We start from the raw sequence: 19,426 nt of genomic DNA on the forward strand, positions 1-19,426 counted from the left end.
CCAGTCTGCGCCGTCAGCGGTAGCTGATCGATTTAAGCTTGATCTCGTTGCCGGCCTGCACATCGGGCGTATAGGTGACGTTCTCGGCGACGCGGGCAATCGTGACCATGTGGAACAGCGGCACGATATTGACCGCATCGACGGCGATGTAGCTGAACGCCTCCTCAAACAGTTTCTTGCGTTCGTCGCCGGTCGCCTTCGACGCGTCGGCAATCAATGTGTCGAGCTTGGCATCGGCGATGGTCGCCTGGTTGCCGTCGGTGGTAAAGCGGTTCGGCAGCGTGAATACGGCGTCGCCCTCGGTGTTGTCGATCTGCGTCTGCAGAACCGACGGCTGGCGTTCCTTGTCCCAAGGCTTAAGAAGCTTCTTCAGCCACGGGCTTGTTTCAAGCATTTCGAGCCGGGCATTGAAGCCGGCATCCGCGAGCATCGCCTGAATGGCTTCCAGGCTTTCGGACGAATTGGGATAGATGCCGATGCGGCCGTAGATGACGATTTCCTTGTCGACCGGCACGCCATCGGCTTTCGCCGCAGCGAGCAGGGACTTCGCTTTTTCGGGATCATACGTCCAGACGGGGATGTCGGGATTGAAACCGAAGACGGACGGCGGCACCGCCTGCATCGCCTTTTGGGCATCCTGGTGGAAGATGGTGCCGACAAGTCCGTCCCGGTCGATCGCAAGATTAAGGGCTTCACGCACGCGTTTGTCGTTGAGCGGCGGAATTTCTGCATCGATCCTCAGCAGCGAGGTTTCCGCGTTCGGGAAGGCATGATCCTGTTCCGTGGTGCCGTCCTGGGGTGCTATTTCATAGGCGATCTGCGCTTCACCGGTGGCGACCATTGCCGCGCGAACAGCGGATTCGGCCCGCCAGATGATCGTTGTGTTCTTGATCGCCGGCTTGTCGCCCCAATAGCCGTCATAGGCCACAAGGTCGACCGATTGCCCGGGCGTCCACGCTGCAAGCTTGTAGGGTCCGGTTCCGGCCGGGGAGCGCGACTTGCCGTCGTTCGGGGTCGCCGGCGAACCGATGTCCACGGCGGACATTTTGTTCGGCAGGATCGGCTCGACGATATCAGTTTTGATGAGGAGGGTCGTCGGGTTCACCGCTTCTGCATTGAACTTGACGCCCTTCAACGTCGCAAGTCCGACTTCGCAGGCCAGTGCCGGATCCTGCGCCCGCTTGAGAGCGGCAACGACCGCACTGGCATCGAACGCCTTGCCGTCGTGGAAGGTGACATCGTCGCGGAGCTTGAATTCCCAGGTCAGCTCGTCCACTTGCCGCCAGCCGGTGGCAAGGCTCGGGACGACCGATCCGTCGGCTGGGCTCAGATTGACCAGCGCTTCCGTGATGTTGTTGTGTAGAATGCGAGAGTTGCCCGAAAGGTCGGTATCACAGGGATCGAGCGACTTCGGTTCGTCGGTCACCACCACCGTCAGCTTATCCGAGGCAGCGTCGGCGCGAATTGCGCTGCCCGGAGCCAGCAGAAATGCCAGTCCGATGCTCAGCGCACCAATTCCCTTCATCTTCTTCATGAAATCCCTCCTCCAGATCCAAACGAGCGGCATCCCGTCATCGCAGTGCCGTCTGTGTGAAAACCATCCGGTTGCGCACCGCCTCGGCGGCTATCCAAATGGCTTTACTTCCTCCGCCAAGCGCGTAGTGTCAAATGTGACACTCACACCACTGAGCATGCTCGCTCAGTCCGGCGAAGTCAATATTATAATTCTCATATGGAATTCAAAGTTCATGATTGAACCAAAGCATGGATCACCCGTCGTTGAAAAGACCGCCCACCTGCTTGAGGCCGTTGCCGATGCGAAGACGGGAATTTCCTTGGCCGCGCTGGTTGATCAGCTTGGAGTTCCACGCTCGACGGTTTATCGGATCCTCAATTCATTGGCCGCGCATGGGCTTGTAGCGCGGGTGAATGGTGGAGCGTCCTACGAGTTGGGGCCAAAATTCGTCGAGCTTGCGCGGCGTATCTCGCCCGGCGCCGACAGGGCAACGGTGATCGAGGCGGCGAGGCCGATCCTGACAGCTGCGGCTGACCGCATTTTCGAATCCTTCAGACTGGCCACCCCCGAAGGCAATGAGATGATGACGATATTTGCAGCCTCCAGTCCCGGCGATTATTCGCTTTTCATCAAGGTCGGCAGCCGCTCGCGTAAACATGTCGGCGCCGCCGGCAAGCTCGCTCTTGCCTATTCGGACTACGGTGACATCGAGGCCTATTGCAGCGGAGGACTGGAGTCAAAGACGCCATATACGATTACCGATCCGGAGGCGCTGAAGGAAGCACTCGTTGAAATTCGGCGCAATGGATGTGCCGAGGACAATCAGGAATCCAACCTTGGCCTCCGGGCCTTTGCCGCCCCCGTCTTCGATTCCGAAGGTCGACTCGTCGCGACGATCAGCGTCCCGTTTATTGGTGAAGCGACGCCGGACAGGGCACGGGCAATCAAGCGTGAGGTTGTGGAGGGCGCCGCCAGCTTGACAAAGGCGATCAATGGCAAACAGCCTTTATCCAAATAAGAAACACAAAATTCTTTATTGAACTATCTTCTCGTTGTGCTAGAGCTTCCACCGGACAATGGAGGATCTCATGACGGCTTTGGACCCATCAGTTTACGCAAAGCTTTTGCGGACGAATTCTGCAAGTCTCAGCACTCTGTTGCTGAAGCGTGGCCTGAAGAACACCGCGGTTCGCGGCGTGCGACCGCTGGCCAGCGCCGGCAGGCCGATGATCGGCCCAGCCGTCACCGTACGCTACATCCCCGCACGGGAGGATATCGACGGTTCGACTTACAGTTCGGATCCATCCAATCAACAACGCAAGGCCATCGATACGATCCCTGACGGCCACGTCCTCGTCTTCGATTGCCGCTCCCTGGCGGAGGTCGCCGGCATTGGCGCCATGCTCGCCCGTCGTCTCGTCTATCGTGGCGCCGCCGGTCTCGTGCTCGACGGCGGCGTCCGCGATACGGCCGATATCGCGCAGCTGGGACTCCCAACCTACTGCATGGGACCGGCAGCGCCGGCGAACCTGGTTGCCCACCATGCCTCAGACATGAACCAGCCAATCGCCTGCGGCGGCGTCGCCGTTTACCCCGATGACATCATCTTTGGCGACAGCGAAGCGGTGATCGTTATTCCGCGGGAATATGTTGATGACATTGCCGAAGAAGCTGTCGCGATGGAGGAGCAGGAAGAGTTTCTCAAGCTGGAAATCGAGTCAGGCAAATCGACCTTGGGTGTATACCCGCCAAACCAGGAGACCCTCGAGCGTTATGGGGCCTGGCGCCAAGCGAGATTGCTGAAAAGTTCCATCACCGCCTCCTAGAATAGAATGAAACGCTCTAACGGCAGCCCGAACCCGTCGCTGAAGACGGCGACCGAAAGGATCGTCAGCCGCAGCGACGGGATGATCGCGAAGTGAATGGGTGGACATGCCGGATCGGCTTGAGAAGCGACCCGGCCGGTTGAGGCACGGGAAGGCTGGCGGACGCGTTCCGTCTATTGCCGCGCGATGCCCGCATCCTTTATGACCTTTGACCACTTGTCGATATCGGCCTTCAGACGATCGCCGATTTCCTGCGGCGTGCTGGAACGGGCCTCGACGCCGAGATCCGCAAACCGCTTCTTGACATCGGGATCGCCAAGAACCTCGACGAGCGCCGTGTTCAGTTTGTTCACGACGGCCTGAGGTGTGCCTGCGGGAGCGAAGATACCGTTCCAGGACGTGACATCGAACCCTTTTACGCCTTCTTCCTGGGCCGTCGGAACGTCCGGCAAGAGGATAGAACGGGCGGAGCCAGATGATGCTATCGCAACAGCCTGGTTCTGCTGGAGTGCCGCCTTTAGCGCCGTCTGGCTATCGATGATCAGGTCAAGCTCCCCACCGAGAAGGGCAACTTGTAGATCCGGCGTACCCTTGTAGGGAACGATCGTGAGGTCCACTCCGGCCGTCGATTTGAAGAGTTCGGCCGCAAGGTTCTGGCTGCTCCCGACATTAATCGTCCCGACATTGAGCGCGCCCGGGTTTGCGCGGGCTGCTTCGAGAATATCCTTGAGGGATTTGAATTTGCCATCCGCCTTGGTCACGAATACGAAGTCGAAATAGGCGAGGCTGGATACCGGAACGAAATCGGCGACGGGATCGAACTGCAGGTTTTTGAACAACGGAACGCTGACTGCGGTTCCGTTCGACAGCAGTGCGAGCGTATATCCGTCTGGCTCCCCATTCAGCGCCACCCGTGCGGCGACCGATCCTCCCGCGCCAGGCTGATTCAGGATGACGATCTGTTTCCCAAGCTTTTTGCCGAGAGAATCCGCAACGATGCGCGCAGTGATGTCGGCAATTCCACCAGGGCCGAAGGGAATGACAAGACTGATCTCGCGGCTCGGATAGTCGTTCTCCTGCGCCGGTGCTTCCACCGCCATCGCGAGTACTAGAACGAGCGCCGGGATTATCGATTTCATCAATGTTACGATCCGCCGGGATGGCGTGCTCACTTGTTGTCCTATGCTCATGTTCATAATCTCCTCCTCTTGATAGATGTCGATGCGCGCAGCGATGTCCGCACGACCGATGCATGAATGCGTTGCGCATCCAGATCGGCGCCCTCCACCTGCGTGAAATGCGTCGCCCAGCCATCCCCGAAGGCGGGTTACCGCCAGTAGAGCCGCATAGGATTGTCAACCAGCAGCTTGCGCTGAAGCTCCTCGGACGGCGCGATGCGCGGGATGATGTCCACCAGCGCGCCGTCGTCGGGCATGTGGTCCTTCATATTGGGATGCGGCCAATCGGTGCCCCACAGGACACGCTCCGGGAAGCGCTCGACCAGCGTCCGCGCAAACGGAACGACGTCGTCGTAGTTCGGTGGACCCGATCGCGACAGTCGCTCCGGGCAGCTCACCTTGCTGACGACATTTTCATGCTCGGTCATGAACCGGATAAAGCGGCCGAACTGCGGGCCGTCGACAGGCTGTGAGACATCCGGCCGGCCCATGTGGTCGACCACGACGGTCGTCGGTAGCGAGGTGAAGAAGTCCCAGCGCTCCTCGAGATCGGCCGCCTCGAAGTAGATCACCACCTGCCAGCCAAGCGGTGCGATACGGTCGATGATCGCACGATAATAAGCATTCGGTTTCGGGTCGACCAGGCGGCGAACGAAGTTGAAGCGCACGCCGCGCACGCCTGCGTCATGCAGTTCGGCGAGCTCCCGGTTCGTCACCGTGTCGCGCACCGTCGCTATCCCACGAGCGCGATGGCCGGCCGCATGCAGCGCATCGACCAGGGCACGATTGTCGGCGCCGTGGCATGTCGCCTGGACGATGACGTTGCGCTCGAATCCGAGAAAATCACGCAAGGAGAACAGTTGCTCTTTGCCGGCATCGCAGGGTGTGTATTTCCTCTCGGGCGCATAGGGAAACACATCCCCAGGCCCGAAGACATGGCAATGCGCATCGACTGCACCCGACGGGGGAATGTAGCGCGGTTTGCTCGGGTCGGGATGATAGCGGAGCCAATCGGGATCCATCTGGAAATTTGCCATCACAGCCCCCGTGCCTTGAGCTGTGCATCGAGACGCGGATAGACGCGGCGCGCGTTGAGTTCGAACACCTTCCGCTTGTCCTCATCGGATATCGTCAGAGCTTCGATATAGCGCTTGGTGTCGTCGAAATAGTGCCCCGTCTGCGGGTCGATCCCGCGCACTGCGCCAACCATTTCCGATCCGAACAGGATGTTTTCCACATCGATCACCTCGAACAGCAGGTCGATGCCCGGCTGATGATAGACGCAGGTATCGAAATAGACGTTCTTCATCACGTGTTCGACCAGCGGTGGCCGCTTCAGCATGTCGGAGAGGCCGCGATAACGGCCCCAGTGATAGGGGACGGCTCCGCCGCCATGCGGAATGATGAACCGCAGCGAGGGGAAATCCCCAAACAAATCGCCCTCGACGAACTGCATGAAGGCAATGGTGTCTGCGGCAATGTAATAGGCGCCTGTCGCATGCATCGCACAATTACAACTGCCGGAAACGTGGATCATCGCGGGAACGTCGAGTTCCACCATCTTTTCGAAGAAGGGGTACCAGGCGCGATCGGTGAGCGGCGGCGAATCGAACTTGCCGCCGGAGGGATCGGGATTGAGATTGCAGCCGACGAAGCCGAGCTCGTTGACGCAACGCTCCAGCTCATCGATCGCGTTGGCGATCGAGACCCCAGGGGATTGCGGCAGCTGGCACACGCCCACGAAAGTCTCGGGATAGAGATCGACCACGCGCTTGATCAGATCGTTGGAACGGCGCGCCCAGACCTTTGCCACCAATTCTCCGCCGATATGCGGCGCCATCGCCGAGGCCCGAGGCGAGAAAATAGTCATGTCGGCGCCGCGCTCGCGCAGCAGGCGCAGCTGGTTGGCCTCGATGGTCTCGCGGATCGCATCGTCGGAAATGTCTGGATAGGCGGGATCGATATCGCCGCCCGATTTGATGGCGGCCTCCTGCCGTGCTCGCCATTCGCCATGGAGCGCAGGGGCCGTGGTGTAGTGGCCGTGGCAGTCGATGATCATATCTTTGAGGTTCCTGTAGCGGCAAAGATGCGTTCGCCTCGGCAGCGAATCCAGCGGACGGAGGGGAAGGCATGGGCAGCCAGCCGGCAGTGGCGCGGCTTAGCCTCTGGACCGGCATCCGGTCGAGGTTGCAGCCGGCGCGGGCGCCAGCCCCTTCGGAAAGCCTGCGAAGGCTTTCCGAAACCGGTGAATGCGATCGTTTGGTGCTTGCTCATGCCCCCGTTCTAACGAACAGGACGACGATCAGGCATATCGGAAGGGTTCACGCTCCATTGCTTTTCCTGAAGTCCACTGCGCGCAAACCGTGCGGAAGGTATCCGTGAATGCCGTTTGCAGCTGTGTCGGACGCCAGTCATCGCGCACCGTGAGGCCGATCTGACGACGCAAGGACAGCCCAGCGCCGGCGATTTCGCCGAGCAGGCCAGCACGCCGCTCGAACAGGAACTGGTCGCGCGACATCAGCGTCAACCAATCGTCCTCCAGCATCAGCCCGCGGACCACCAGAACCGAACCGCATTCGATGCGTAGCCGTGGCGGCTCAAGGCCGTGCTCTGTGAACATCTCCTCCCACCGATGACGCACCGGCGCGCCCGTCGCGGCGATAACCCATGGGAAATCCAATAGCCGCGAGAAGGCAAATCCCGGCTTGGACAGCAGGGGATGTCCGGCGCGACCGACGATCACCGGATCATCGATGAACAACGGTTCCTGAGCGATGTCCTTGACCGGCGGGGGGTCGCGCATTGCCCCGATCAGCAGATCCATCTCGCCTTCGCGGAGTCTGGCCAACAGTTCCACATATGGCCCCTCCACCACGTTCACCGACGCCATTGGATAGGCGCGAGCGAAGCGAGCCAATGCCTGCGGCAACAGGATTGCGCGCGCCAGCGGCATGGTGCCGACGGTGACACGTCCGGCGCCCTCCGACCGCAGTGCCTCCAATTCGTCGAACCCAGCCTCCAACTCCGATTGCGCCAGACGGGCGAACCGCAGCAACATGGCGGCGGCCGCCGTCGGCTGAACGGTACGCCCCTGCCGGACGAGAAGCGGCACACCCAGCAACTGCTCCAGATCGCGGCTCGCCCGATGCAATGCCGGTTCAGACAGGCCAATTCGCTTCGATGCCAGCGCAAAGCTCCCCGCTTGATCGACCGCGATTAGCGCGCGCAATTGTCCAAAAGTGATGCGCCGCTCGATATGGGGTAGCGGCGCCAGCCGGGCGCCACGTCGCACGCTTTGGCCGCCGCGCGCCACATAGGCGAGCGCGCGTTCGATGCGGGCCGTGATCAAGCGCCCCGCCTCGGTGCTGGTAACGCCGCTCGGCTGGCGATCGAACAGCACATGGCCAAGCTGCGCCTCGACCTTGGCAACGGCCTGGGTCAGAGCAGGCTGCGACAAATTCATGGTGTGAGACGCGCTGCTGATGCTGCCCAGCCGCGCGGCGGCAGCGACGGCCTCGAGGTGGCGAAGGTTGAGTTCGCGGTGTGCAATCATCGTCACACTTCAGCACAGCTTATGACCGGTGCGCAAATCAAGTTTGCTTTGCCGCTCAATAGTCCCTCCCTTAATTCCCAGCCAGGACAGGAGGGAGGATCGAGCATGCCCGATGTGATTACCCAGATCGAACGCGCCGATACCGCCATTATCCACGGCCTGGCAGATGCCGGAGTGGCCATCGTCCACGATGCGCAGGGACGCACGGGACCGCTGGCCGGCCGGTTGCGGCCGATCTTTGCGGGTGCTCGCATCGCTGCTTCCGCAGTCACCGTTTCGGGGCCCCGCCGGGCACCAATTGGACGGTGCAGTTGCCATTGAACAATTGAAAGATGGGACATCATGGCCGGGCGGGCAGCTTGGGAGGAAATAAAACATGACGTATTTGGAGGCGAGTAAAACGATGACACCTGTGGGTGAGACGCAAAAACCGGCGGGCCGATTTGGCCTCTTTGGCCAATTGTGGTTTCAGGTGCTGGCAGGGACGCTGCTCGGCATCCTGCTGGGTCATTTCGCGCCCGCCACTGCGGTGGGGATGAAACCTTTCGGCGACGCCTTCATCAAAATGATCCGCATGATGATCGGGCCGATCATCTTCGTCACCGTTGTGCATGGTATCGCCGGCATGAACGACATGAAGAGCGTCGGGCGTGTCGCGCTGAAATCCATCATCTATTTCGAGGCGATCACGATCTTGGCGCTGATCTTCGGACTGATCGCAGTCGATCTGTGGCGTCCGGGCGAGGGCATGAACATCGACGCTGCCGCAATCGATACCGCATCGATCAAGACCTACCTCGCGACGGCGCACGACCAGTCCATTTCAAGCTATTTCCTTGACATCATCCCGGACACCTTTGCCAGCGCGCTGACGGAAGGACACGTTCTGCAGGTGCTGTTAATCTCTGTCCTGTTCGGTATCGCCATCGCCGCCATCGGAGAACGCGGACGCCCCGCGTTCCAGGTGATCGAAAGCGCCTCGCAAGGGTTCTTCAAGATCATCGGCTACATCATGTACTTCGCGCCGCTCGGCGCCTTCGGCGCAATTGCCTTTACCGTCGGTCAGTTCGGCACCGCCTCGCTCTGGTCGCTGGGCGAGTTAATCATCGAGTTCTTCGTCGTCTGCGCATTGTTCACAACAATCGTCCTCGGCAGCGTTGCCCATTGGTGCGGTGTCAGCCTGTGGCGCCTGCTGGGCTATCTCTGGGATGAAATCGTCATCGTCGCTGCGACCACCTCGACCGAAACGGTGCTGCCCCGCCTCATCCAGAAGATGCGCAAGGCCGGCTGTGAGGAAAGCGTGGTCGGCTTCGTCATCCCGGCCGGCTATTCGTTCAACCTCGACGGCACATGCCTCTATCTGACCACCGTCGCGGTGTTCCTGGCACAGGCGACGAACACACATCTGACCTTCTGGCACGAACTCGGCCTGATCGCGGTGCTGCTGCTCACCTCGAAGGGAGCGGCGGGCATCGCCGGAGCGGCGTTCGTTGTACTGGCGGCAACGCTGAATACCACCGGAACCATCCCGGTCGCCAGCATCGCACTGATCCTCGGAATTCACCGCATCCTCGCCGAGGGGCTGACTTTTGTGAATCTGATCGGCAATGCGCTTGCCACCGTCGTGGTCGCCAAATGGGAAGGCAAGCTTGACGAGCAGCTACTGGCCACCACTATCGGCAACGCCCGCTTGCGCGCCAGGCACCAAATCCCCCTTGCTGCGATATGATATCGTGAAAGACTCAGCTCTGGTCTGCGATCTATCCTATTGGAAACCGGGGTGTCGGACGGGTGTAGGTTCAGGTCCTTTGACAAAATTAGGGGACGCCACCATGTAACGACAAAATCTTGACGCCGCTTGTCCAGAGGCCAGCGTGCTGCTGAATATACCATCAACCCTGCGACGCGCAGCCTGATCAATCGCGCCGCCTGCTTGACGCTGGACACACGCGACTTCACACTTGCAGTGTCGAAGGTGAGTCGGACAGACTGTACCGTTTTTCGCATTCTTGCTCACCTCAGAAGGAGTCGCCAGCAGGGGCTGATTGATCCACGCGCCGACCGACACCGGTTGGTCGCAAATAGGATCGAGATTGATTGAGCTCGAACTCGCAGCCGCTCCTATTTTGCTTGTGAGGTCGCGCCGTGGATAAAGTGTTATCACCCGTCGATCCTCCTCGCGAGAGTCCACGTTGGCACCGGAATTTCCCGTTGCCGAGCAACCGCCGGTCTCTGCTTTGGCCGGGGCTTTTGATATCAATTTTGCTTCTTGCGGCCCTCGTCGTTTTTTTCCGTGAAGTCCACCACCTCGAAGAGCCGGTCGAGCCCTTTGAATATCGAACTTTCAATAAGGCTGCCCGATCATCTCGTATCGCCGCCCGCCCTGATCCGGTGGCTCCTTCTCCCCTCCCGTCGACGTCGATATCGCTGCAGCTGATCGAGGTCCCGAAGCTGGAATTGGCAAGTCAGTTTCTGCGGATGTGGCGCGTCTCGGGGCGGAATATGTGCGGTGCTCTTCGGGAGGCCGGCATCGAGATGAGCGAATGGAAAGCCGCATCGATGCGCAATCGCAGCTATGAATGTTATTTTCAGCGCATCTACGAACGGGACGAGGTGCGTCCCCTCAGCTCAACCTTCCTTAAGGTTCGTGGAGATGAAATGGGCGATATCCTTGAGATCCGCGCCAAGATCATTGGGCCGACGACCGACGCTCAGGGACGTCTCGCCCCGGCCGTCCTGCGCATTTTCGAGATCATCGTGAAGCAGGCGTGCTGGCGTGATTTCGAGGATACTCTTGCCTCGATCCAAAACCTTCGAAATGTCGAATACGAACGATTCGGCTCCTATCTCAGCTTCACGCGCGAAGCAGGCAGCGCAAATATCTTCAATTTTGTTCTTGGTCTTAAGGCGACTTCAAGTTCGCAGGTGAAGACCAAGACGTATTTTTCGACTGAGCGCTGGCTCCAAATGCCCGTAGTGCTCCCGCGAGCTTCATCCTCAGGGAGCGCTCGGGAACGTCCATATCAGCCAGCGCTCAATGACGGCGCAAGCACCCGGCACGATCCGAGATCCAGCTGGAACTGTGGCTGAACATCGACGATAACCGCCGATGCCGCCGAACACATGGACAGGCTCGGAAAAGAACATATCTTCGAGGGACCTTCCTTTCTGGAAGTCTCGAATCAAACAGCACGGGCACACATCCAATGACCAAAGGCTCCGACCTTCTAGTGGCAGCGCTTGAGAACGAAGGTGTCGACCGCATTTTCGGCATCCCAGGCGAAGAGAACCTCGACGTCGTCGAATCCATCCGAAAGTCGTCGATTGAGCTCGTCCTCACCCGACACGAGCAGGCGGCGGCATTCATGGCCGCGACCTATGGCCGCCTGACTGGCAAGCCCGGCGTCTGCCTGACGACGCTCGGGCCGGGTGCTCTCAACTTGTCGACGGGTGCCGCATATGCCTTGCTCGGCGCGATGCCGATGGTGATGATCACAGGTCAGAAGGGCATCCTTTCCTCCCGCCAGGCGCGGTTCCAGGTGGTCGACGTCGTCGCGTCGATGAAGCCGCTGACCAAGCTCGCAAGGCAGATCGTGTCGCCGCAGATGATCCCGACGACGGTCAGGGAGGCGTTCCGCATCGCCCAGGAGGAAAGGCCGGGGCCGGTGCATCTGGAGCTTCCAGAAGATATTGCGGCCGAAGAATGCCAGGAGGTGGCGCTGATTGCGCCGCATCAGCTCGAACTGCCGACGGCAAGCGATGCGGCCCTCGATCGCGCTGCCGCCCTCATCGCCGCAGCCAAACGTCCGCTTCTGATGTTCGGGGCCGCCGCCTCCCGTCCCCGCTCGACCTCCGACATCGCTCAATTCGTGATCCGCACGCGCATTCCGTTCTTTACCACCCAGATGGGGAAGGGAACGGTGCCCGGCGGAACCGAACTTTATATGGGCACCGCCGCGCTGTCGGAGCGGGATTATGTCCACGAGGCCATCGAACAGGCAGACCTTATCATCACGATCGGGCACGACACGATCGAGAAGCCACCGTTCATCATGGGCAAGGGCGGGCCGAAGGTCGTCCATATCGGATATCAGCCGGCGACCGTCGAGCAGGTCTATTTCCCGCAATCCGAGGTCATCGGTGACATCGGCCCCTCGCTGAAGGCGCTGGCGGATCGCCTCGAGGGCAAGCTACCAAACGCGCAGGCGCTTCTCCATCTCCGGGAGCGCATTCTCGATCGCATCGCCGCGCGGGCGACGGAGGATCGCTTCACCCCACAGCGGCTGGTCCACGATATAAGAGAGGTGATGCCGCATGACGGCATCCTGGCGCTCGACAACGGCATGTACAAGATTTGGTTCGCTCGAAACTACCGGACGCGGATGGCAAACACGCTGCTGCTCGATAATGCTCTTGCGACAATGGGAGCTGGGCTGCCTTCAGCCATGGTTGCCTCGATGCTCTACCCTGAGCGGCGTGTCATGGCGATCTGCGGCGATGGCGGCTTCATGATGAACTCCCAGGAACTCGAGACGGCTGTCCGGCTGAAGCTCAACCTCGTCGTTCTTGTCATCGAGGACAATGCTTATGGGATGATCCGCTGGAAGCAGTCGGTGGACGAGTTCCCGGATTTCGGGATGACCTTCGGCAATCCCGACTTCGTGAAATATGCCGAATCCTACGGCGCCAGGGGAACCAGGGTCGACGATATCGGCCAGTTCAAACAGGTTCTCGAAGAGGCATTCTCAGGAGGTGGCGTCCATCTGGTGAACGTCCCGGTCGACTACTCGGAAAATGAACGCGTGCTGGTAAAGGAGCTTCGCGAACGGCTCCCCGCGATATTGGAGGCCTGAGGATGCCGCCTGCCATGAAGGTCCATAGGCGTTCGACTGCGAGACGCGGCACGATGGAAGAGATGGGCGACGACACGATGATGGTACTCAACGGAGTTATCTAGGATCAGGCGGCATTCCGCCGGAGGTTCTGGGGCGGTATCAGCAGCGGTCCTCATCCGTGAACGGGTGTGGATACGGTGTCAAACATCACTCAAAATTAGACAAGTATTGGATAACGGCTTGTTCGGCCAGGATAGGCTTGCCTCGCCTGTTGCCGGGAGGCATGGTCTGTCCCGGAACAGCGGAATCACGAGACTGCGGACGAGGCCTACTGCCGCGCATCTGAATGACGCGCGGCGCTGTAGACCATGCTCGAAAGCTCGCGGCGCATCGCAAACATGGCTGGTTAATGTTTTCCTTCCTGCACAGTTCGGACCTTCATATTGGCAAGCGTTTTGGCAATCTTCCGGAGGATTTGAGAGGGCGCCTGCGCGAGGCGCGGCATGGCGTGATCGCCAGGCTTGCCGGTGCGGCACGAGAGCATGGGGCTGGTGTCATCCTGCTTGCGGGCGACACGTTCGATACCGAGACGCCAACGCCTGCCGTGCTTCGCCAGGCGCTTGGCGAGATGGCCCGGAATACGCCGCTGCGCTGGGTTCTGCTTCCGGGCAACCACGATTCGCTGCTGGCGGACCAGCTCTGGAGTGCTGCGCGTGGCGTGCTGCCCGACAATGTCATCCTGGCGACGGAAGCGGCGCCTCTTTCGCTTGGACCTGATATCATCCTGCTGCCGGCGCCTTGCACGACCAGGCGGCCGGGCCGCGACCTGACCGAATGGATGACCGGTGCCGGGACACCGGACGGCTCGATCCGCATCGGCCTCGCCCATGGCCCGATCCAGGAATTCTCGGAGGATGCCACGGCCACCAACGTGATTGCGCCGAACCGCGCGGCGCTGGCCGGCCTCGACTATATGGCGCTCGGCGATTGGCACGGATCGGTCGCGGTCGACCCCAGAACGCATTACAGCGGCGCGCCCGAGCCGGACCGTTTCAAACATGACCGGCCGGGACAGGCGATGGTCGTTTCGATTGCCGGGCAGGGAGCGATGCCGACGACCACGGCTGTGGCGACCGCCAGCTTTTCTTGGCAGACATTGCAGCTTCCGCTGCTGGCATCGGAAGACGGTGTTGAAGCGCTGAAGGCCGCACTGCCGGAACCGTTCGCGCGGCGACAAACCCTGTTGCGCGTCACGCTGTCCGGCCGTGTCCGATTGAACGGGCGCACAGCAATGACCAGCCTGCTGCAACAGGTCGCGCCGGAATTTGCGCATCTGGAGATCGATACGGAACTGCTGGGGACCGATTGTGAGAGCGATGATCTCGAGATCATCGACCGAGCCGGTGCGCTGCGCGATACAGCGGAGTTGCTGCTTGCCGAAAGCCTCGACCAATCCCGCTCGGGCGACGACAGGGGCGTGGCGCGCGAGGCGTTGATCCGCCTGTTTTCCTATTGCGAGGCGATCGATCGATGAAACTCAACGCCCTTCGCCTTCACAATGTCAAACGCTTCGCCGGCCGCGGCATATCCGTCGAAGGAATCGCCGACGGCGTCAATGTGCTCAGCGCCGCCAACGAGCACGGCAAATCGACTTGTTTCGAGGCGCTGCATGCGCTGTTCTTCCAGCCGCACGGCGGCACGCCAAAGAGCGTGCAGATGCTGCGTCCCTATAGCGGCGGCAATCCGATCGTCGAGGCCGATATCACCATCGAAGCCGGCCGCTACCGCCTGACCAAGCAGTTCTATGGCGGACGGCGCGCCAGCGTCACCGATCTCGGCAGCGGCCGGCTCGTCGCCCAGGCCGACGAGGCCGAGGCTTTCATCGGCGATCTCATTTCCGGCGGAACTGCCGGCCCGGCAGGCCTGCTCTGGGTGCGCCAGGGCATAACCGGCATCGAAAATCGCAGCAAGAGCGAGGAAGAAAATGACAAGCGGGTGCGCGAAAGCCTGCTGTCTTCGGTGCAGGGCGAGGTGGAGGCGCTGACGGGCGGACGGCGTATGTCGGCGGTGCTCGAAGCCTGCGAGGATGAACTCAATCGCCTGGTCACCGCGACGCTCCGGCCAAAGACCGGAGGCCGCTTTGCCGCCGCGCTCGACGATCGTGACCGGCTGCAGGCGGAGGAGGCGCGGCTGGCCAAGGAGGTGGAGATGCTGCACGGCGCGCTCGACCGCCGCCGCTCTGTGCAGGCGAGACTCAGCGAACTGGAAAATTCGGACGAAGAGGCCGGCCGGAAGGCGGCGATTGCCAATGCCGAGTCGGTGCTCGAGGCCGCCAAACTGCACGACAGGGAACTCAAGGCACTCGATGCCGAAGCTGCCCTGGCCGCCAGCCGTCGCGACGAGGCGCAGCAGGCATTCGACCGCTTCCACGCGGCATTGAACCGCAGTGACGAACTCGCGCGGCGTTTCGCCGTAACGGAAAAACAGCTTTCAAATGCAGCCGAGCGACGCGCGGCATCGCTGGCCGAAAGCGAGGCCGCAACGGCGGAGGTGCAGGCAGCCGAAGAGGAAGAGCGGGTAAACCGCGAATTGCTGACCCGGCTGGAGGGGGCGCTTCGTTCGCGCCACGCCGCAGAGCGGCTGGCGGAGGTTCGTCTGCATCTCGAACAGGCGGAAGCGGCGCGACGGCAGATCGAGGACGGGGAGGCTGCGCATGCATTGCTCGCCATTCCAGCCGATGCGATCGAACGGCTCGAAGCGTTGGACCTCAAGATCATTGGCTTGCGTGCAGCAGCCGAGGTCGGTCTTCCCAGGCTCAGGATCGACTATCTGAAGGACACCTCCGGATCGGTGAGCATGGACCGCCAGCCTTTGCCAGGCGGCGAAGATAGGAGTTTTGCCGGGGTGGCGAGGCTCGACATAGCAGGCGTCGGCACCCTGACGATCCATTCCAGCCGGCAGGCAGAACAGGACGGAGCGCTCGAAACCGCGGAAGCCACGCGCCAAACATTGCTTGCCAGGCTCGGTGTCGACAGTTTGCGGGCGGCGCGACAGCGCGATATTGCCGCCCGGAACAAGCAAGAGGAACTGGTGCGGGCACGCCAGCGGTTCGCCGACGTGGCGCCGAATGGCATCGACCAGCTTCACCTCGATGCCGCACGCTTTGCGGAACTCAGTCAGGGTCCAGTCGAACTCGACGCCGACCCGGAAGAGGTGCGCGCCCGTCTCGCGGATGCGACGCAGCGTATCGAACTGGCGCGAAACCGGGCGCGGGAAGCGTCGGTGATGCGTACTGAGGCCGGCGAGGCAATATTGCGCGCGCAAACGGAGCACGCCAAACTTGGCCAGGACCTCGAGGCCATCGCGGCGATCATCGGTCCCGAAGCCGGCCGACCGGAATTGCAACGGGACCTTGCGGCCAGGCTTTCCAGCGCCAAAGAACAATCCGACGCGGTTGAACTCCGGGCCGGGCCTTTGCGCAGAGCCGGGCGAGACCTCGCCGGCGCGGAAGCCGCCCTTGCCAGGGCACGTTCGGTCGCCGACGCCGCAGCACGTGAAATTGCCAGGTTACGCGAGGAGCTTGCCGACCTCGGCGGTCAAATTCGCACCCGCTCAGACAGTGCGGTGGAAGAAAACTGGTTGGAAACTCGCGGTTTGCTTGACGCGGCGCGGGAGCAGGTGAAGCGTTTCGAGACCGAGGTCGCCGTCCTGGATCGCCTGCGCAAGGCGCTGACGGCGACGCGGGCAGCCGCGCGCGACCTCTATCTCAAGCCCGTCATGAACGAACTCGCCCCGCTGGTCGGCCTGCTGTTCGACGACATCTCGATTACCTTCGACGGCGACACCTTGCTGCCGCAGATCGTGCGCCGCAACGGCCTGGACGAGGATGTCGACCGGCTGAGCGGCGGCATGCGCGAGCAGCTCTCGGTGCTGACCCGCCTCGCATTCGCCCGACTGCTCGCCCGCGACGGTCGGCCGGCACCTGTTATCCTCGACGATGCGCTGGTTTATTCCGACGACGACCGGATCGAGCGGATGTTCGACGCGCTGCACCGCCAATCACGCGACCAGCAAATCCTCGTCTTCTCCTGCCGCCAGCGCGCCTTCGCCAAGCTTGGCGGCAACGTGCTCACCATGCAGCCATGGCAGCCGGATTGATGAGGATCGATGCTCAGGCGAGCACTCTGCCGCGCTCAAGCCACAGATAGGCTGCAGCCGTCCAGGAAAAGCCGAGGCCGCCGCAGCCTTCGCCGGTGACGGGGTCGAAATATTCGGCGAAACCTTCCGTCTCGATCGCCGCAATGGTGGATTTCCGCAGCTCTTCGGCGGCATCCGCATGGCCATTGCGCTTGAGGCCGTCGATCAGGAGCCAGTTGATGATTGCCCAGGCGGGGCCGCGCCAGTAACGCTTCGGCTCCCAGCTGGCGATGCCCGGCTTGGTTGTGGGGAAGGCGACCTTGAGGTCCTTGGACCAGGCTTTCATTTCCGAGACCAAGGCGTCGGCAACCTGCTTGTCGAGGTCCAGCGAGAGGAGGGGAATGAAACCGGCTTGCGTTGCGGCTTCGACATCTTCGCCGGAGATCAGGTCTCGGGAGACGAAGCGCGCGAGGTCCGGCCGCCATTGGGCCATTATCGCCTTGCGAGTGCGGTTGTTGAAGGCAGCGATCTCAATCGCGTCCTCGGTCCGGCCGAACAGGCGGGCAAGGTGCTCGAGGTCTTCGCCGGCCTTGAGCAGGATGGCGGTCGTCTGGATCTCGGCGACCTTGAAGGACGCCTTTTCCCATTGTTTCGCCGGATCCCAGCCACAGGCGGCATAGGTATCGACCAGATGAATGAAGCGGCGGTAATCCTCATCGCGCGGACGCATGTCGGCATCGACATGGCCGGTATCCTTGCGCACCACAGGGGTATCGGTGGTGGTGGGTACACGAGCGAGCGCGATGTCCCAGGCGGGAGAATTGTCGCTGCCGCTTTCCCAGGGATGCAGGAGTGCTGCGAGCCCCGTGCCATCGGGATCGCGGGCGGAATACCACCAGCGGTGCCATTTCAACGCTGCCTCGTAGAGGGGCAGGGTGCGTGCTTCGGCATCGTTGCCGGCGGCTTCATGCAGCTTGCGCAGTGCGATTGCGAAGACCGGCGGCTGGGTTATGCCGGAGGTCGGGATCGTATGCTCAGTGCGCCAGACGTTCGGCCCCGGGAAATAGGTTTCGCTTGGCGCGTGGAAGACGATATGCGGGATCATCCCATCCGCCCACTGGCCCTCGACCAGCCGTTCCAGCTCGCGATAGGCGCGATCGATATCGTAGAGCGCGAAGCCCATGGCGACGAAGGCGGAATCCCAGTTCCACTGGAAGGGATAGAGCCGGTCGGTCGGCACGGTATAGCCGCCGCGATCGTTGGCGGCGAGGATGCGTTTCGCCTGGTCGATATGCATGTTCATGTCGGGTACTCCGGTATTCTTAGGCCAAAACGGCCGGAAAGGACTTGCCGCTTTCGGGCGAAAGCCAGGTGATGCGCTTCTGGTCGAGCTTGAGACCGATCGTCTCGCCGCTCTTCACGGTCTCCGAGGCCGGCAGGATGACACGGACCGGCTGGTCGTGGATCGAACCGGTCAGAAGCAGATGCGAGCCCATCGGCTCGGCAACGCGCACTCGCATTTCGAGACCCTGCGGCAGCGGCGCGAGTTCGACGGCCTCGCCGCGCAGGCCGAGGATGATTTGATCGCCGGATTCCCGCGGCACCGCAAGCTGTTCTATACCGGCCGCCACCTGGCCGTTGGAAACCGGCACCTGGATGAAGTTCATCGGCGGATTGCCGATGAAGCCGCCGACGAAACGTGTCGCCGGGTGATTGTAGATGTCGACCGGATGGCCGACCTGCTCGACCACGCCGCCATGCATGACGGCGATGCGGTCGGAAAGGCCCATCGCTTCCGTCTGGTCGTGGGTGACATAGATCGTCGTGGTGCCTGCCGATTGCAGCACGGTCTTGAGTTCGGTGCGCATTTCGAGACGTAGCAGCGCGTCGAGGTTCGAAAGCGGTTCGTCCATCAACAGAACCTTCGGTTCGACGGCAAGGGCGCGAGCGACCGCCACGCGCTGGCGCTGGCCGCCGGAAAGCTTGTTAGGGTACCGGTCGAGATATTGTTCGATATGCAACAGGCCGGCGGCCTTTTCGACCTGCGCCTTCACGCGTGCGTCGTCGGCCTTCTGCATCCGCAGCCCAAAGGCGACGTTTTCGTAAACAGTCATATGCGGAAAGACGGCGTAGTTCTGGAAGACCATCGCAAGGCCGCGATCCTTAGGCGGGAGGCCGATTACCGACTTGTCGCCGATGCGGACATCGCCTGATGTTGCGGTCTCGAGGCCGGCGATGATCCGCAGCAGCGTGGTCTTGCCGCAGCCGGACGGGCCGAGCAGCGAGACGAATTCGCCGTCGTTGATCGTCAGCGAGACCTCTTTCAGCGCCTGGAAGGCTCCGAAGCTCTTGCGGATGCGGTCGATGACAATATTGGCCAT

15 protein-coding genes are annotated in these 19,426 nt (G+C 61.5%); 8 read left to right on the plus strand and 7 right to left on the minus strand.

Going from position 1 to position 19,426, the window contains the following annotated elements:
- Window positions 1-13 precede the first annotated feature (13 nt).
- Entirely contained in the window at window positions 14-1,534 is a 1,521-nt protein-coding gene (locus B5P46_RS03115) for an ABC transporter substrate-binding protein (protein ID WP_129417421.1), read from the minus strand.
- Window positions 1,535-1,748: 214 nt separating this feature from the next.
- Here B5P46_RS03115 and B5P46_RS03120 point away from each other — a divergent pair, with 214 nt between their 5' ends.
- Both B5P46_RS03120 and B5P46_RS03125 read left to right on the plus strand, forming a co-directional pair.
- A complete protein-coding gene (locus B5P46_RS03120; protein ID WP_129417530.1) occupies window positions 1,749-2,534 on the plus strand; it encodes an IclR family transcriptional regulator in 786 nt (261 codons plus the stop codon).
- 70 nt (window positions 2,535-2,604) lie between these two features.
- Window positions 2,605-3,342 (plus strand): ribonuclease activity regulator RraA, encoded by a 738-nt coding sequence (locus tag B5P46_RS03125; RefSeq protein WP_129417422.1) that lies wholly within the window; start codon window positions 2,605-2,607, stop codon window positions 3,340-3,342.
- 173 nt (window positions 3,343-3,515) lie between these two features.
- On the opposite strand, the gene B5P46_RS03135 is transcribed toward B5P46_RS03125, so the two are convergent.
- The 4 genes from B5P46_RS03135 to B5P46_RS03150 form a co-directional block, all read right to left on the minus strand.
- Window positions 3,516-4,538: a Bug family tripartite tricarboxylate transporter substrate binding protein gene (locus B5P46_RS03135; RefSeq protein ID WP_129417423.1), complete on the minus strand. Its 1,023-nt coding sequence runs from the start codon at window positions 4,536-4,538 to the stop codon at window positions 3,516-3,518.
- A 131-nt stretch (window positions 4,539-4,669) separates the two neighbouring features.
- Entirely contained in the window at window positions 4,670-5,557 is an 888-nt protein-coding gene (locus tag B5P46_RS03140; RefSeq protein ID WP_129417424.1) for an amidohydrolase family protein, read from the minus strand.
- Window positions 5,557-6,579: an amidohydrolase family protein gene (locus B5P46_RS03145; RefSeq protein ID WP_129417425.1), complete on the minus strand. Its 1,023-nt coding sequence runs from the start codon at window positions 6,577-6,579 to the stop codon at window positions 5,557-5,559. Before B5P46_RS03145 ends, B5P46_RS03140 begins: the two co-directional genes overlap by 1 nt.
- Before the next feature lie 243 nt (window positions 6,580-6,822).
- The gene (locus B5P46_RS03150; RefSeq protein WP_129417426.1) at window positions 6,823-8,073 is read right to left on the minus strand and encodes a LysR family transcriptional regulator; all 1,251 of its coding nucleotides are present in this window, start codon (window positions 8,071-8,073) and stop codon (window positions 6,823-6,825) included.
- 105 nt (window positions 8,074-8,178) lie between these two features.
- Between B5P46_RS03150 and B5P46_RS03155 the strand changes: the two genes are divergently transcribed.
- The 6 genes from B5P46_RS03155 (at window position 8,179) to B5P46_RS03180 (ending at window position 17,066) form a co-directional block, all read left to right on the plus strand.
- Window positions 8,179-8,394 (plus strand): hypothetical protein, encoded by a 216-nt coding sequence (locus B5P46_RS03155; RefSeq protein ID WP_129417427.1) that lies wholly within the window; start codon window positions 8,179-8,181, stop codon window positions 8,392-8,394.
- 82 nt (window positions 8,395-8,476) lie between these two features.
- Window positions 8,477-9,802, plus strand: coding sequence for a C4-dicarboxylate transporter DctA (gene dctA / locus B5P46_RS03160; RefSeq protein WP_129417531.1), 1,326 nt, complete (start codon window positions 8,477-8,479; stop codon window positions 9,800-9,802).
- Window positions 9,803-10,284: 482 nt separating this feature from the next.
- Window positions 10,285-11,163 carry a DUF6030 family protein gene (locus B5P46_RS03165; RefSeq protein WP_129417428.1) on the plus strand — a complete coding sequence of 293 codons (879 nt, stop codon included), beginning with the start codon at window positions 10,285-10,287 and terminating at the stop codon, window positions 11,161-11,163.
- A gap of 116 nt (window positions 11,164-11,279) precedes the next feature.
- Window positions 11,280-12,926, plus strand: a complete 1,647-nt coding sequence (locus tag B5P46_RS03170) for an acetolactate synthase large subunit (RefSeq protein ID WP_129417429.1) — start codon at window positions 11,280-11,282, stop codon at window positions 12,924-12,926.
- A 391-nt stretch (window positions 12,927-13,317) separates the two neighbouring features.
- Window positions 13,318-14,442, plus strand: a complete 1,125-nt coding sequence (locus tag B5P46_RS03175) for a metallophosphoesterase family protein (RefSeq protein ID WP_129417430.1) — start codon at window positions 13,318-13,320, stop codon at window positions 14,440-14,442.
- Window positions 14,439-17,066, plus strand: a complete 2,628-nt coding sequence (locus B5P46_RS03180) for an AAA family ATPase (RefSeq protein ID WP_129417431.1) — start codon at window positions 14,439-14,441, stop codon at window positions 17,064-17,066. Before B5P46_RS03175 ends, B5P46_RS03180 begins: the two co-directional genes overlap by 4 nt.
- 13 nt (window positions 17,067-17,079) lie before the next feature.
- On the opposite strand, the gene B5P46_RS03185 is transcribed toward B5P46_RS03180, so the two are convergent.
- Together B5P46_RS03185 and B5P46_RS03190 are read right to left on the minus strand one after the other, a co-directional pair.
- The gene (locus B5P46_RS03185; RefSeq protein WP_129417432.1) at window positions 17,080-18,348 is read right to left on the minus strand and encodes an MGH1-like glycoside hydrolase domain-containing protein; all 1,269 of its coding nucleotides are present in this window, start codon (window positions 18,346-18,348) and stop codon (window positions 17,080-17,082) included.
- A gap of 19 nt (window positions 18,349-18,367) precedes the next feature.
- Window positions 18,368-19,426 carry an ABC transporter ATP-binding protein gene (locus B5P46_RS03190; RefSeq protein WP_129417433.1) on the minus strand — a complete coding sequence of 353 codons (1,059 nt, stop codon included), beginning with the start codon at window positions 19,424-19,426 and terminating at the stop codon, window positions 18,368-18,370.

The sequence above is a fragment of the Rhizobium leguminosarum genome (assembly GCF_004123835.1).
GTDB classification, from domain to species: Bacteria; Pseudomonadota; Alphaproteobacteria; order Rhizobiales; family Rhizobiaceae; genus Rhizobium; species Rhizobium leguminosarum_M.